The sequence below is a fragment of the Paracoccus indicus genome (genome assembly GCF_003056335.1).
GTDB lineage: Bacteria > Pseudomonadota > Alphaproteobacteria > Rhodobacterales > Rhodobacteraceae > Paracoccus > Paracoccus indicus.
In genome coordinates, this window is the sequence record NZ_PYWA01000011.1 from 25,034 (window position 1) to 39,204 (window position 14,171).

At 65.4% G+C, this 14,171-nt stretch carries 17 protein-coding genes; 11 read left to right on the plus strand and 6 right to left on the minus strand.

Annotated elements, in window-relative coordinates:
* The first annotated feature begins 141 nt into the window (after positions 1 to 141).
* The 7 genes from ffh to rpmE are packed head-to-tail and all read left to right on the plus strand — an operon-like array spanning position 142 to position 4,375.
* Complete coding sequence (gene ffh, locus DDE75_RS15765) at positions 142 to 1,638, plus strand: signal recognition particle protein (RefSeq protein ID WP_108503344.1); 1,497 nt, start codon at positions 142 to 144, stop codon at positions 1,636 to 1,638.
* A 2-nt stretch (positions 1,639 to 1,640) separates the two neighbouring features.
* The gene (locus DDE75_RS15770) at positions 1,641 to 1,946 is read left to right on the plus strand and encodes a chorismate mutase (protein WP_108503415.1); all 306 of its coding nucleotides are present in this window, start codon (positions 1,641 to 1,643) and stop codon (positions 1,944 to 1,946) included.
* A gap of 34 nt (positions 1,947 to 1,980) precedes the next feature.
* The gene (gene rpsP / locus DDE75_RS15775; protein WP_108503345.1) at positions 1,981 to 2,337 is read left to right on the plus strand and encodes a 30S ribosomal protein S16; all 357 of its coding nucleotides are present in this window, start codon (positions 1,981 to 1,983) and stop codon (positions 2,335 to 2,337) included.
* 49 nt (positions 2,338 to 2,386) lie between these two features.
* Complete coding sequence (gene rimM / locus DDE75_RS15780; RefSeq protein ID WP_108503346.1) at positions 2,387 to 2,887, plus strand: ribosome maturation factor RimM; 501 nt, start codon at positions 2,387 to 2,389, stop codon at positions 2,885 to 2,887.
* Positions 2,884 to 3,759: a tRNA (guanosine(37)-N1)-methyltransferase TrmD gene (gene trmD / locus DDE75_RS15785; RefSeq protein ID WP_108503347.1), complete on the plus strand. Its 876-nt coding sequence runs from the start codon at positions 2,884 to 2,886 to the stop codon at positions 3,757 to 3,759. The genes rimM and trmD overlap by 4 nt, the downstream gene beginning before the upstream one ends.
* Positions 3,756 to 4,139 carry a 50S ribosomal protein L19 gene (rplS, locus tag DDE75_RS15790; RefSeq protein WP_108503348.1) on the plus strand — a complete coding sequence of 128 codons (384 nt, stop codon included), beginning with the start codon at positions 3,756 to 3,758 and terminating at the stop codon, positions 4,137 to 4,139. The genes trmD and rplS overlap by 4 nt, the downstream gene beginning before the upstream one ends.
* Before the next feature lie 14 nt (positions 4,140 to 4,153).
* Positions 4,154 to 4,375 carry a 50S ribosomal protein L31 gene (gene rpmE / locus DDE75_RS15795; RefSeq protein ID WP_072298490.1) on the plus strand — a complete coding sequence of 74 codons (222 nt, stop codon included), beginning with the start codon at positions 4,154 to 4,156 and terminating at the stop codon, positions 4,373 to 4,375.
* Between the two features lie 126 nt (positions 4,376 to 4,501).
* Here the strand turns inward: rpmE and DDE75_RS15800 are convergent, their stop codons facing one another.
* Positions 4,502 to 6,460 (minus strand): protein meaA, encoded by a 1,959-nt coding sequence (locus tag DDE75_RS15800; RefSeq protein ID WP_108503349.1) that lies wholly within the window; start codon positions 6,458 to 6,460, stop codon positions 4,502 to 4,504.
* A gap of 209 nt (positions 6,461 to 6,669) precedes the next feature.
* Here DDE75_RS15800 and ccrA point away from each other — a divergent pair, with 209 nt between their 5' ends.
* The gene (gene ccrA / locus DDE75_RS15805; protein ID WP_108503416.1) at positions 6,670 to 7,959 is read left to right on the plus strand and encodes a crotonyl-CoA carboxylase/reductase; all 1,290 of its coding nucleotides are present in this window, start codon (positions 6,670 to 6,672) and stop codon (positions 7,957 to 7,959) included.
* Between the two features lie 38 nt (positions 7,960 to 7,997).
* Here the strand turns inward: ccrA and DDE75_RS15810 are convergent, their stop codons facing one another.
* Together DDE75_RS15810 and DDE75_RS15815 are read right to left on the minus strand one after the other, a co-directional pair.
* The gene (locus DDE75_RS15810; RefSeq protein WP_108503350.1) at positions 7,998 to 8,204 is read right to left on the minus strand and encodes a hypothetical protein; all 207 of its coding nucleotides are present in this window, start codon (positions 8,202 to 8,204) and stop codon (positions 7,998 to 8,000) included.
* Between the two features lie 157 nt (positions 8,205 to 8,361).
* Positions 8,362 to 8,568, minus strand: a complete 207-nt coding sequence (locus DDE75_RS15815) for a hypothetical protein (protein ID WP_108503417.1) — start codon at positions 8,566 to 8,568, stop codon at positions 8,362 to 8,364.
* Positions 8,569 to 8,665: 97 nt separating this feature from the next.
* On the opposite strand from DDE75_RS15815, the gene DDE75_RS15820 reads away from it, so the two are divergent.
* Positions 8,666 to 10,198, plus strand: coding sequence for an ATP-dependent DNA helicase (locus DDE75_RS15820; RefSeq protein ID WP_108503351.1), 1,533 nt, complete (start codon positions 8,666 to 8,668; stop codon positions 10,196 to 10,198).
* On the opposite strand, the gene DDE75_RS15825 is transcribed toward DDE75_RS15820, so the two are convergent.
* Entirely contained in the window at positions 10,199 to 10,975 is a 777-nt protein-coding gene (locus tag DDE75_RS15825) for an EcsC family protein (protein WP_108503352.1), read from the minus strand.
* On the minus strand, positions 10,935 to 11,531 hold the full coding sequence (locus DDE75_RS15830) for a GNAT family N-acetyltransferase (RefSeq protein ID WP_108503353.1): 597 nt from the start codon (positions 11,529 to 11,531) through the stop codon (positions 10,935 to 10,937). The genes DDE75_RS15825 and DDE75_RS15830 overlap by 41 nt, the downstream gene beginning before the upstream one ends.
* A gap of 111 nt (positions 11,532 to 11,642) precedes the next feature.
* On the opposite strand from DDE75_RS15830, the gene DDE75_RS15835 reads away from it, so the two are divergent.
* Together DDE75_RS15835 and DDE75_RS15840 are read left to right on the plus strand one after the other, a co-directional pair.
* The gene (locus DDE75_RS15835; protein ID WP_108503354.1) at positions 11,643 to 12,245 is read left to right on the plus strand and encodes a flavin reductase family protein; all 603 of its coding nucleotides are present in this window, start codon (positions 11,643 to 11,645) and stop codon (positions 12,243 to 12,245) included.
* A complete protein-coding gene (locus DDE75_RS15840) occupies positions 12,242 to 12,775 on the plus strand; it encodes an adenine phosphoribosyltransferase (protein ID WP_108503355.1) in 534 nt (177 codons plus the stop codon). The genes DDE75_RS15835 and DDE75_RS15840 overlap by 4 nt, the downstream gene beginning before the upstream one ends.
* On the opposite strand, the gene DDE75_RS15845 is transcribed toward DDE75_RS15840, so the two are convergent.
* Entirely contained in the window at positions 12,772 to 14,169 is a 1,398-nt protein-coding gene (locus DDE75_RS15845) for an FAD-binding oxidoreductase (protein WP_108503356.1), read from the minus strand. The two genes, DDE75_RS15840 and DDE75_RS15845, sit on opposite strands and share 4 nt — an antisense overlap.
* Positions 14,170 to 14,171 lie beyond the last annotated feature (2 nt).

Sequence of the window (14,171 nt, forward strand, 5' to 3'; positions counted from 1 at the left end):
TTGGGGGCCGTTTCTGCGTATCAGACCCTCGATTCCCGGAAGGAAAGCCTTCCGGTCCCCGTCAGGCACGGGGATCGCCCCCCGTCAGCGCGTTGCGCCCACGGGGGCAAAACCGTATTTGGACCGCAGGAGGCCCGGCCTATGTTCGAGAACCTTTCCGACCGTTTGGGCGGCGTCTTCGACCGGCTGACCAAGCAAGGCGCCCTGACCGAGGATGACGTCACCACCGCCATGCGCGAGGTGCGCGTCGCCCTGCTGGAGGCCGACGTCTCGCTGCCGGTGGCGCGCAGCTTCGTCAAGGCGGTCACCTCGAAGGCCACGGGCGCGTCCGTCACGAAATCGGTCAGCCCCGGCCAGCAGGTCGTCAAGATTGTCCATGACGAGCTGATCAAGGTCCTGCAGGGCGAGGATGCCCCCGAGGCGCTGCGCATCGACAACCCGCCCGCGCCGATCCTGATGGTCGGCCTGCAGGGCTCGGGCAAGACCACGACCACCGCCAAGCTGGCCCTGCGCCTGAAGGACCGCGAGAAGAAGCGCGTGCTGATGGCGTCGCTGGACACCAACCGCCCCGCCGCGATGGAGCAGCTGGCCATCCTCGGCCAGCAGATCGGCGTCGACACGCTGCCCATCGTCAAGGGCGAGACCGCCCCCCAGATCGCCAAGCGCGCCAAGACGCAGGCCTCCCTGGGCGGTTACGACGTCTTCCTGCTGGATACCGCCGGTCGTCTGCACATCGACGAAGTCCTGATGGACGAGGTGCAGGCCGTCCGCGACATCGCCCAACCGCGCGAGACCATCCTGGTCGTCGACGGCCTGACCGGCCAGGATGCCGTCAACGTCGCCACCGAATTCGACGGCAAGGTCGGCATCAGCGGCGTCGTCCTGACCCGCATGGATGGCGACGGTCGCGGCGGCGCGGCGCTCTCGATGCGGGCGGTCACCGGCAAGCCGATCCGCTTCGTGGGTCTTGGCGAAAAGATGGACGCGCTGGAAACCTTCGACGCCGAACGCGTCGCGGGCCGTATCCTCGGCATGGGCGACATCGTGGCCCTGGTCGAAAAGGCGCAGCAGGTGCTGGAGGTCGAACAGGCCGAACGCATGATGAAGCGCTTCCAGAAGGGCCTGTTCAACATGAACGACCTGCGCGGCCAGCTGGAGCAGATGCAGAAGATGGGCGGCATGCAGTCGGTCATGTCGATGATGCCCGGCATGTCCAAGATGGCCAAGCAGGCCGAGGCTGCAGGCTTCGACGACAAGGTCGTCCGCCGTCAGCTGGCGCTGATCAACTCGATGACCAAGAAGGAACGGGCCAACCCCGATCTTCTGCAGGCCAGCCGCAAGAAGCGCATCGCCGCCGGTGCGGGCCTCGAAGTGTCCGAGCTGAACAAGCTGCTGAAGATGCAGAAGCAGATGGCCGACACGATGAAGAAGCTGGGCAAGATGGGCAAGGGCGGCATGATGAAGCAAGCCATGCGCGCCATGACCGGCAAGGGCGGCGGGCTGCCCGACATGGACAACCTCGACCCCGCGAAGATGGCCGAGGCCCAGAAGATGCTGCAGGACCCCAAGGGTCTGGGCGGACAACTGGGCAAGGCCGGGCTTCCCGGTGGCCTCGGCAGTCTTTTCGGAAAGAAATGACCATGACCGATACCCCCGAAGAGGCCCTGCGCGCCGCTGAAATCCTGGCCGAACACCGCGCCAGCATCGACCGCCTGGATGCCATTCTGGTCTATACGCTTGCCGAAAGGTTCAAGCACACCCAATCCGTCGGCAAACTGAAAGCCGAACACGACCTTCCTCCCTCGGATCCGACGCGCGAAGCGCAACAGATCGAGCGGCTGGAACGCCTCGCGCGCGAGGCCGATCTGAACCCGGAATTCGCGCGCAAATTCCTGAATTTCGTGATCGCCGAAGTCATTCGGCACCACGAACGCCTGCAACCCTGACGCATCGCGTCACGACTTTCCAAGGAGACTACCCATGTCCATGAAGATCCGCCTTGCCCGTGGTGGCAGCAAGAAACGTCCCCACTATGCCATCGTCGCTTCCGATTCGCGCATGCCGCGCGACGGCCGCTTCCTGGAAAAGCTGGGCACCTACAACCCGCTGCTGGCCAAGGACAGCGAAGACCGCGTCAAGATGGATATCGAGCGTATCCAGTACTGGCTGGGTCAGGGCGCACAGCCGACCGACCGCGTCGCACGCTTCCTGGAAGCTGCCGGCGTCAAGGAAAAGGCCGAGCGCAAGAACATGAAGAAGGCCGTCCCCGGCAAGAAAGCCGCCAAGCGCGCGGAAGAGCGTGCTGCGAAAGCTGCCGCTCCGGCCGAAGCCGAGTGATCTCTGCTGGCGGGGGCAACCCCGCCAGACACTAACCAGGAGGCAAAGAATGGCTGACGACCGCATCTGTGTCGGCGCGATCGCCGGGGCCTTCGGGGTCCATGGCGAGGTCCGGCTGAAAAGCTTCTGCGCCGAACCCACCGACATCGCGAATTACACGCCGCTGACATCCGAGGATGGCAAGCGGTCCTTCACCGTCTCGCTGACCCGTGCGGTCACCGGCGGCATCGGTGCCCGCGTCAGCGGCATCGCCACCCGGGAAGAGGCCGAGGCCCTGAAGGGCATGACGCTCTGGGCGCCGCGCGCGGCCCTGCCCTCGCTTCCCGACGACGAATTTTATCACGCTGACCTGATCGGGCTGGATGTCGTGGACACCGGTGGCCAATCGCTTGGCCGCGTGCGCGCCATCTATGACCATGGCGCGGGTGATATCCTCGAGATCGTGGGCGGCAAGGACATCCTGATGCTGCCGTTCACCAAGGCCATCGTGCCGACCGTCGATCTGGCCGCCCGTCGTATCGTGGCCGACCCGCCCGGCGCCGACGAATGACCCAACCGCCGAAATCGCATGGCCGCCTGTCGATCAGCGCGACCCTGCGTCCGCGTGAACTGATGGCCGAACCTCAGGTTCAGGGTGCCTGGACCGCGCGTGTCATCACCCTGTTCCCCGAAGCCTTCCCCGGCATCCTCGGCCTGTCGCTGACCGGCAAGGCGCTGTCGCAGGGCCTGTGGAACATCCAGACCATCCCCCTGCGCGACTTCGGCACCGGCAAGCATCGCAACGTCGATGACACCCCCGCCGGTGGTGGCGCCGGCATGGTGATCCGCGCCGACGTGATGGACGCGGCCATCCGCGACGCATCGGCTGGCGCGCGCCTGCCTGTCATCTACATGTCGCCCCGCGGCAAACCCCTGACCCAAGCCCGCGCCCGCGAACTGGCGCAAGGTCCCGGCGTCATCCTGATCTGCGGCCGCTTCGAGGGCGTCGATCAGCGCGTCCTAGACGCCCATGACGTCGAGGAGATCAGCATCGGCGATTATGTCCTGACCGGAGGAGAGATCGCCGCTCAGGTCTTGATCGACACGACGGTCCGGCTTATACCGCGCGTGCTGGGGAATCAGGATTCGCTGGCCGAGGAATCCTTTTCCGTCGGCAACCGGGGTCTTCTGGAACACCCTCAGTACACGAAGCCCGCCCTTTGGGAAGACCGCCAGATCCCCGACATCCTGTTGTCGGGCAATCATGCGGCCATTGCCAAGTGGCGTGCAAGTGAGGCCGAACGGCTGACCAAGGAACGCCGCCCCGATCTGTGGCGGGCATATGCGGAAACGCATGTGGACCCGGCAAAGGACCGACAGCGCTCGGGCGCATCAGACCAATCGCGGAACCACCGCGAGCATGATAAGGATCAACAGCGATGAATCTGATCGCAGAACTCGAAGCCGAGCAAATCGCCGAGCTTGGCAAGAACATTCCCGACTTCAAGGCCGGCGACACCGTCCGCGTCGGCTACAAGGTGACCGAGGGCACCCGCTCGCGCGTCCAGAACTACGAAGGCGTCTGCATCTCGCGCAAGGGCGGCAGCACCATCGCCGCCAGCTTCACCGTGCGCAAGATCAGCTTCGGTGAAGGCGTGGAACGCGTGTTCCCGCTCTATTCGACCAACATCGACTCGATCGAGGTCGTCCGTCGCGGTAAGGTCCGTCGCGCCAAGCTGTACTACCTGCGCGACCGTCGTGGTAAATCGGCACGTATTGTCGAGAAAACCAACTACCGCCCCAAATCCGACGCGAAAGCCTGAACCGAGGTCACGAGATGAAAAACGATATCCATCCCGATTATCACATGATCGAGGTCAAGATGACCGACGGGACCACCTACCAGACCCGTTCGACCTGGGGGTCGGAAGGCGACTCGATGACGCTGGACATCGACCCGACGTCGCACCCCGCTTGGAACGGTGGCTCCACCCGCCTCATGGATGCTGGCGGCCGCGTCACCAAGTTCAAATCCAAATATGCAGGCCTCGGCTTCTGATAGCCCTGACCATCGCAGATACGCAGACGCCGCCCCTCGGGGCGGCGTTTCGCCCTTCTCGGTTGCCCAAATACCCCGAGGGGGGTCCGGGGGGCGGCCGGCCCCCCGGCCGTCGCGGGACGCAGATCAGCCCACGGCCTCGGCCGGTTCGACCAGCGTCACGATATCGCGCATGATGGTGTTCAGCTGGAAATCCTTGGGCGTATAGACCCTCGCCACGCCCATACGGGACAGCGCCACCGCATCCTCATCGGGAATGATCCCACCCACGATCACCGGGAGATTGCCCAAGCCCGCCTCCGCCAAGCGCTTCATCACGTCTTGGATCAGCGGCAGGTGGCTGCCCGACAGGATCGACAGCCCGATGACATGCGCGCCTTCTTCCCCTGCCCGCGCGACGATCTGCTCGGGCGTCAGGCGGATCCCCTCATAGGTGATGTCCATGCCGCAGTCGCGGGCGCGGAAGGCGATCTGCTCGGCCCCGTTCGAATGCCCATCCAAACCCGGCTTGCCAACCAGGAACTTCAACCGCCGCCCCAGGCGGTGGCTGACTGCATCCACGGCCTCGCGGATATCCTCCAGCCCCTCCGTCTGGTTCGACGGGCTGGCCGAGACCCCCGTCGGCCCGCGATATTCGCCGTGCACCTGCCGCATGACGCCCGCCCATTCGCCGGTCGTCACCCCGGCACGCGCCGCGGCGATGGATGCAGGCATCACGTTTCGCCCCGCCGCCGCATCCGCCCGCAAGGCCTCCAGCGCCTCCGCGACAGCCCCGGCATCCCGACTGGCCCGCCATGCCTGCAACCGCGCGATCTGGTCCTGCTCGACCGCGGGATCGACGACCATGATGCCGCCATCCCCCGCCGTCAGCGGCGAAGGCTCGGCCTGCTGCCAGCGGTTCACGCCGACGACCACCGTTTCATTCGTCTCGATCCGCCCAAGCCGCGCGGCATTCGATTCGACCAGCCGCGACTTCATGTAGTCGATGGCCGCGATCGCCCCACCCATCTTGTCCAGCAGGTCCAGTTCGGCCCGCGCGCCTGCCTTCAGCTCATCGACCTTGGCCTCGATCACCGGGTTGCCGTCGAACAGGTCGCCGAACTCCAGCAGGTCGGTTTCATAGGCCAGGATCTGCTGCATGCGCAGCGACCATTGCTGATCCCAAGGGCGCGGCAGGCCCAGGGCCTCGTTCCAGGCGGGCAGCTGCACCGCCCGCGCCCGCGCATTCTTCGACAACGTCACGGCCAGCGTTTCCAGCAGGATGCGATAGACGTTGTTTTCCGGCTGCTGCTCGGTCAGCCCAAGGCTGTTGACCTGCACGCCATAGCGGAAACGGCGATATTTCGGATCGGTGATGCCATAGCGGTCGCGGGTGATTTCATCCCACAGCTCGGTGAAGGCGCGCATCTTGCACAACTCGGTGACAAAGCGGATGCCCGCGTTCACGAAGAAGCTGATGCGCCCGACCATGGCCGGGAAACCCTCGGCGGGCACCTTGCCCTTCAGATCGTCCAGCACGGCCACGGCGGTCGCCAGCGCATAGGCCAGTTCCTGTTCGGGCGTCGCCCCGGCCTCTTGCAGGTGATAGGAACAGACGTTCATCGGGTTCCACTTGGGCAGATGTTCGCGCGTATAGGCAGCCACATCCGTGATCATCGCCAAGGACGGCTTCGGCGGGCAGATATAGGTGCCGCGCGACAGGTATTCCTTGATCAGGTCGTTCTGCACCGTGCCCTGCAGCGCCGCGATATCGGCCCCCTGTTCCTGCGCAGCAGCGATATAGAGCGACAGCAGCCACGGCGCCGTCGCATTGATCGTCATCGAGGTGTTCATCTGCTCCAGCGGGATCTGGTCGAACAGGGCGCGCATATCGCCCAGGTGGCAGATGGGAACGCCCACCTTGCCGACCTCGCCCCGCGCCAGCACGTGATCGCTGTCATATCCGGTCTGGGTGGGCAGATCGAAAGCCACCGACAGGCCGGTCTGTCCCTTCGACAGGTTCATCCGATACAGTTCGTTCGATTTGGCAGCCGTGGAATGGCCCGCATAGGTGCGGAACAGCCAGGGTTTGTCCTTCTGGGCCATTACTTAACCTCGCAATAATGTGTCGCTTTGAATATCGATACAGAAACAATGATACCACGTCAATTCGCCGCACTGCGGCGCTTGCCGTTCCTTCACGACACATTATTGCTGATATAAAGTCTTGATTGTTGCTTTATTGCGCCTCATATCGTAGCAAGATGGAAATCGACCCGGCGATTCTGCGCTGCGGCACATGACAGGAGAGTATGATGGCCCTCGACGCACCGACCCCGATTGCCCCCTATGACGCACCGGTCAAGGATCTCTATGCCGTGGGTGAGATGCCGCCGCTTGGCCATGTCCCCGCCAAGATGCACGCATGGACCATCCGCCGCGAACGCCAAGGCGAGCCCGATCAGGCCATGCAGCCCGAGGTCGTGGAAACGCCCGCCATCGACAGCAACGAGGTGCTGGTCATGGTGATGGCCGCAGGCGTCAACTACAACGGCATCTGGGCCGGTCTGGGCCAGCCGATCAGCATGTTCGACGTGCACAAGCAGCCCTATCACATCGCCGGATCGGACGCCTCGGGGATCGTTTGGGCGGTGGGCGACAAGGTGAAGCGCTGGAAGGTCGGCGACGAGGTCGTCATCCACTGCAACCAGGACGATGGCGACGACGAGGAATGCAACGGCGGCGACCCGATGTTCTCGACCACGCAGCGCATCTGGGGATATGAGACCCCCGATGGCAGCTTCGCCCAGTTCACCCGCGTCCAGTCGCAGCAGCTGATGCCACGCCCCAAGCACCTGACGTGGGAGGAATCGGCCTGCTATACCCTGACGCTGGCCACCGCCTATCGCATGCTGTTCGGCCATGAACCGCATGAGTTGAAGCCCGGCATGAACGTGCTGGTCTGGGGTGCCTCGGGGGGGCTGGGGTCCTATGCAATCCAGCTGATCAACGCGGCGGGCGGCAATGCCATCGGCGTCATCAGCGAAGAGGACAAGCGCGATTTCGTCATGGGCCTCGGGGCCAAGGGCGTGATCAACCGCAAGGACTTCAAGTGCTGGGGTCAGCTGCCCAAGGTGAACACCCCCGAATACAAGGAATGGTTCTCCGAGGCGCGCAAGTTCGGCGCCGCCATCTGGAACTTCACCGGCAAGGGCAACAACGTCGACATCGTCTTCGAACACCCCGGCGAGGCGACCTTCCCGGTCAGCACGCTGGTCTGCAAGAAGGGCGGCATGGTCGTGATCTGCGCGGGCACCACGGGCTTCAACTGCACTTTCGACGTGCGCTACCTGTGGATGCATCAGAAGCGCATCCAAGGGTCGCATTTCGCGCATCTGAAACAAGCCAGCGCCGCCAACAAGCTGATGCTGGAACGCCGCCTTGACCCCTGCATGTCCGAGGTCTTCCCCTGGGCCGACATTCCGGCCGCGCACATGAAGATGTATCGAAACGAGCACAAGCCCGGCAACATGTCGGTGCTGGTCCAATCGCCCCGCACTGGGTTGCGCACCTTCGAGGATGCGCTGGAAAACGGTCAGGGCTGAACGATCAGGCGGGCCGTCCGGAAGGGCGGCCCGACCCGTCACGCGGCGCGACCCTCCGCGCCGGCGATGCGGCATTTCCAGCCGCTGATGGACTGGCCGGGATGCGTCTGCACCCATTTCGCCAGCTGGGCCTGCGCCCCCATCATGCAGCCCATCAGGCCGATATCATTGGTGAAGATCATGCTGCGGTCGCGGCAGCTTTGGGGATCGCCGGACATGCAGGCGACGAAAAGCAGTTCGATCATGGGCAAGTCCTGTCAGTTGCCCCTCCCATCCCCGCAGCATGCCGCATCCGGGTGATTCCCGCCAAACAACCAGGGGAGCGCGGGTCCACCGCGCCCTGTTTCGCGCGCTTTCGCGGCAATTCCACGGCCACGCTGCCGCAGGATCGGGCAGCCGCGGTCAGGCCTTGCGGTCGCCCTCTCCGGCATAGCGGCATTTCCACTCGCGCACTTGTTCGCGGGGGTGCGTCTCGATCCAGCGGGCAAGCTCGTTCTGGCTCTGCAGCATGCAGGTCATCAGCCCGTTCTGTTCCTCGAACAGCAGGCTGTGGTCCAGACAGCGGTCCGGATCGGCGGTCAGACAGGTGACGAAAAACAGCTCGATCATCGCGGCATGTCCTTTCTGGTGGTCCAAGACACGCAAGGACGCCATGAAAAGTTGCGGGCCACTTTGCCTTTGGCCCAAGGCAGGCTAAGGGAAGGCCATGAACACCCCCGCACCCGCCCCGACTCTTTCGCCCGATCAGGCCGACGCATGGGATGCGCTGGCCGAGACCTTCGGCGCGGCCGGCATCGACATCATCGCAGAGGAGATCCACCCCCCGCAATCGGGCAAAGGTCGGGTCATGGCGGTGATCGGCAAGGCGGGGTCGGGCAAGACGCTGATGTTATCGCAGATCACCAAGGCGCTGCTGGAATCGGGGGTCGAGCTGATCAGCCCCGACTACGAGGGCCGCCGCCGCAAGGACCGCCGCAGCGTCGCGATCCTGGCCCCGACGAACAAGGCCGCCTTCGTGCTGCGGATGCGCGGAGTGCCCGCGACGACGATCCACCGCATCCTCTACACGCCGGTCTACGATCCGGAATATGAAAAGATCGCCGAATGGCTGACCGGCACGGGCGAACGTCCCGTGATCGAGGAGCTGTCGGATGCCGCCCTGGACAAGGCCAAGGCCTTCTATGACATCCACACCTCCATCCCCGGCGCGCTGGCGACGGCGGGGCTGCGCGGATCGGATTTCATTCGCGGCTGGAAACGGCGCGAGGACGGGTTGGATGTCGGGCTGATCGACGAGGCCTCGATGCTGGACGAAAAGCAGTTCGAGGACCTGCGCGAGATCTTTCCGACGCTGATCCTGTTTGGCGACCCCGCCCAGCTGGCCCCCGTCGGCCAATCGGGCGAGATGGTCTTCGACCGATTGGCGGCCCCGCAGCGCCTCTATCTGAACCGCATCCACCGGCAGGCGGACGACAGCCCCATCCTGGACCTGGCCCATGCGCTGGCCGACGATCAGTTGAACTTCGAGGATTTCGAGAGCCTGATCCGCGCCGCCGCCCGCAAGGACGACCGCGTGGTCTGGGCGGAACGCGTGGAAAGCGACCTGATGGCCCGCAGCCCGGTGCTGGTCTGGCGCAACGCCACCCGCATCCGGCTGATCCACGCCTTCCGCACGGCCTTCGGTGCGCCGGGCGACGCCCTGCTGCCGGGCGAGCCGCTGATCTGCGACGGGCTGGAGTTGCCGCTGAAGCACCGCAAGAAGCGCATCGACCTCGAGGCGCGCGGCCTGATCAAGGGCGCGCAGGTCGTCTACCTGGGACCAGGCCGCAAGCCGGGCTTTTCCCGCCTGCACGTCATCGGTGCCGAGGACCCGAGACTGTCCGCCGCCTCCATCGTCAAGATCGAGATGCCGGAACAGGAGGAACCCTTCATCCCCTTCGCCGCGCGCATGGGGGCGGCCTTCCTGCATGGGGCAGCGGTCACGGTTCACAAGGCGCAGGGCAGCCAATGGCCGCAGGTGCAGGTCTTCGGCCCCGACATCAGTGCGGCTGCATGGTCCAATCGGGCCGAGGCGGGCGTGCCCCTGTGGAAGCGCCTGACCTATGTGGCGATCACTCGGGCGCAGGAACGGCTGTATTGGGTGACCAAGGCACGGTTGGCCCGCCCCGAGGGGCCGCTCTCGACCGACGACCTGCTGGCCAAGGCCACGCCCCTGTCGCTGGACGCGCAGGACGACTGATCAGCGGCCCTGCTGCGCCTCGATCGACAGGCGCAGCGCCTCGGTCAGGGCTTCGGGCGGCAGGCCGGTTTCCTGCTCCAGCCGCATCAGGCCGAAATGCACGCGGGCCAGTTCCTGGTAATAGCGGGCGAAGATAAAGTTGATCGACGCCCCCGCCACGGCACCGAAAACAGGCGCCGCCTGCGCCGCCATCTTCTGGCCCAGGGACACCGACAGACGTGGGGCAACCTTGCTGACAAGGCTTTGCACCGTCTGACCACTGACCGACAGACGGGCTGCCAGCAGCCCCAAGTCGGTCTGATCGTCGGTGGTCATCGGACCCGCGGCGGCAAAGATGCGCAGGCATTCCAGACGCACCGCCTCGCTGTCGGGGTCCAGCCCGTGTTCGGCGGCGATATCCAGCATCGCCCTCAGCAGAAGCGTGACGGTGAAGGGCAGTTCGACCAGCGCACCGGCAAAACCTGCCGCGCCGCCCGCTGCGCCGCTGGCCGTGGAGAGCATCCGGTTGAACATATCGCCCCGGTCACGCAGCACGCGCCTGCTGCCCGAGGCCGCCGAAAACGCCCGCGTCAGCGCGGCCCGCGTGGCCCCGTCCAGACGGCTGCGCACGAAGGACGGCAGGCGCTGGATCAACCCCTCGGCCCCGTTGCCAAGACGCGCCATCATCTGCATTCCCAGCCCCTGCGCCTTGAGATATCGCAGGGCAAGGCGGTCGATCTGGGCGTGAACCGAGGGGTCAGCGATCGGCGGAAGAACCTGAGGCGTTTGCGGCGTCATCACTGTCTTCTTTCGGATGTTCGACCACGACACAATCGTCATGGCCGGAAACGGGCGGCGGTGCGGGCTGGTCTGCAGGCTCGCGTTCGACGTCACCCGTGACCCCAACCCAGCCCCCCGGCCGAAGTTCCAGCCCCAGGACGCGGTCGGGATTGGTCGGCGGCGGCATCAGCACATCGTCCAGCCGCTGAAAGCCGAAGCGCGAATAATAGGGCGCATCCCCCACCAGCAGCACGCGGTCGAACCCCATCTGCGTCGCGCGGGTCAGGCTGTCGCGCATCAGCAGGCCACCAAGGCCCTCGCCCTGCGCGGTCGGGTGGACGGCAATGGGACCAAGCAACAGCACCGGCTTCCCACCCACGCGCACCGGCCAGAAGCGAATCGCCGCCGTCAGGATGCCGTCGCTGCGCAGCGCCAGGCACAGTTCGGCCACGCGAGGCACCCCGTCGCGCAGGCGATAGGACGACAGCGCCGTGCGGCCCGGCGCGAAGCACAGATCATAGAGGGCTTCGACCTCGGGCGCGTCGGCCGGGGTCTCGGGGCAGATCTCGTACATCGCGCCTCCTGCTGCATCTGCGGCCCTTTAGCACGTCGGTTTGTCGGGCGGAACATTGCGAACCGGCAAAAGCGGTGGCAGGTTGGGCGCGCAACCCAACAGGAGGCCGACATGTTCTATCGCCCCGAAGCCGGACACGGCCTACCCCACAATCCCTTCAACGCGATCATCGCGCCCCGGCCCATCGGCTGGATCTCGACCCGCGGATCGCAGGGGGACAACCTTGCGCCCTATTCCTTCTTCAACGCCGTAGCCTATACGCCGCCGCAGGTGATGTTCGCCTCGACCGGGGCCAAGCCGGATCGCAAGGGGACCAAGGACAGCGTCGCCCAGATCATCGAAACCGGCGTCTTTTGCGTCAACATCGCCACCGGCGATCTGCGCGACGCGGTGAACGCCAGCTCTGCCCCCCTGCCCGCCGGCACCAGCGAATTCGAGGCCGCAGGCATCGCCGCCGAGGAATGCACCACCATCGACTGCCTGCGCGTCGCCGATGCCGCCGCGAACCTGGAATGCCGCATGACACAGATCGTGCCGCTGGCGGGCGATCACAACTTCGCCGTCTTCGGCGTCGTCACGGGCGTGCACATGCGCGACGATTGCGTGGTCGAGGGTCGTTTCGATCCGCGTGCCGCAGGGGGATGGATTGCGCGCCTCGGCTATAAGGATTACGCGGCCGTGCACGATCTTTTCGAAATGGACCGCCCTGCATGAACCGCACCGTCAAGGACTATGTCCGCTCCATCCACGACTTCCCGCATGAAGGCATCATCTTCCGCGATGTGACCACGCTGTTCGCCGATGCGCGCGGCTTTCGCATGGCGGTCGATCAGCTGCTGCACGCCTATGCCGGCACGCGCATCGACAAGGTCGTTGGCCTCGAGGCGCGCGGCTTCATCCTTGGCGGCGCGGTGGCCCATCAGCTGTCCACCGGCTTCGTGCCGATCCGCAAGAAGGGAAAGCTGCCAGGCGCGGTCATCTCGGAAGCCTATCAACTGGAATACGGCGAGGCGATCATGGAGATCCATGACGACGCACTGAAGCCCGGTGAGAAGGTGCTGATCGTCGACGACCTGCTGGCCACCGGCGGCACCGCCGAGGCCGCCATCAAGCTGTGCCGCCGCCTTGGCGCCGAGGTCGTGGGCTGCGCCTTCGTCATCGACCTGCCGGAACTGGGCGGTCGCGCCCTGCTGGAAAAGCTGGAAATGCCCGTCCACGCGCTGTGTGAATTCGAGGGCGCCTAGGCCAGCACCGCGCCGGGGTTCATGATGCCTGCCGGGTCCAGCGCCGCCTTGATGCTGCGCATGACCTGCAGGCGCACCGGATCGCCCCAATGCGCCAGATCGGCGGCTTTCAGGCGGCCAACGCCGTGTTCGGCCGAAAACGACCCGCCGCGTTCGACGACCATCTGGTGGATGCGGCGGGACATCTCTTTCCTGACATCGTCGTATTCCCCACGCTGGCGACCTTCGGCGGGGAACAGGTTATAGTGCAGGTTACCGTCGCCCAGATGCCCGAAGCAGTTGATACGCATGTCGCCCTCGGCAGCGATCATGGCGCTGGCGTCGGTGATGAAATGCGTGATCTCGGTCAGGGGCAGGCTGATGTCATGGCTGGCGATCGCGCCGACATGACGGTTGGCCAAGGGGATATGTTCGCGCAGGGCCCACAAGTCGGCGGCCTGCTGGCCGGACTGGGCGATCACGCCGTCGCTGACCAGTCCCGCCTCGGATGCGGCGATGAACAGGTTTTCCAGCGCCTCATCGGCTGACAGGCCCGCTGGCAGGCCGACCTCGGTCAGGATCAGCCAGTCGGGGCGCGTATTGAAGGGCTGCCGCATCTCCGGAAAGGCCGCATCCAGGAACCGCAGCCCCTGCCCCGAGATCAGCTCGAACGCCGTGACGCCGCCTGACATGCGCGCCTGCGCCAAAGACAGCAGCGACAAGGCGGCGGCGGGGCTGTCCACGACCATCATCGCAACGCCCGTTTCGGCAGACTTCGGGGCCAGCACCAGCGACGCCGCGGTGATGATCCCCAACGTTCCTTCCGCCCCGATCATCAGGTCACGGATGTCATAGCCGGTGTTGTCCTTGCGCAACCGCTTGAGGTCGCGCAGGATGCTGCCGTCCGGCATCACCGCCTCGACACCCAGGCACAGGGCGCGGGCATTGCCGTATCGCAACACGTTGACGCCACCCGCGTTGGTCGACAGCACACCGCCGATCTGGGCGCTGCCTTGTGACGCCAACGACAGAGGGAACTGACGCCCGACCGCATCAGCCGCATCCCGCGCCGCCTGCAGGGTCGCGCCGGATTCGGCGATCATCACACCTTCCTCGGGGAAGGTTTCGCGAATGGCAGTCATCCGTTCCATCGACAGGATCAGGGGTGCGGGACCGTCCGACATGATCTGACCGCCGACCAACCCCGTCCCACCGCCACGCGGGACGACCGGCACGCGGGCTTGGGCGCAGGCGCGGATGATGGCGGCGGTTTCCTCGACATTGCGCGGCGCCGCGATCAGACCCGCCTGCCCGTGATACCGACCGCGCGGCTCCTCGGTATAATGGGGGGCGGGATCGCGCAGAACACCGTCAGGCAGTCGGGCGGCAAGGGCCTTGTCGGCGGCATTCAGCATGG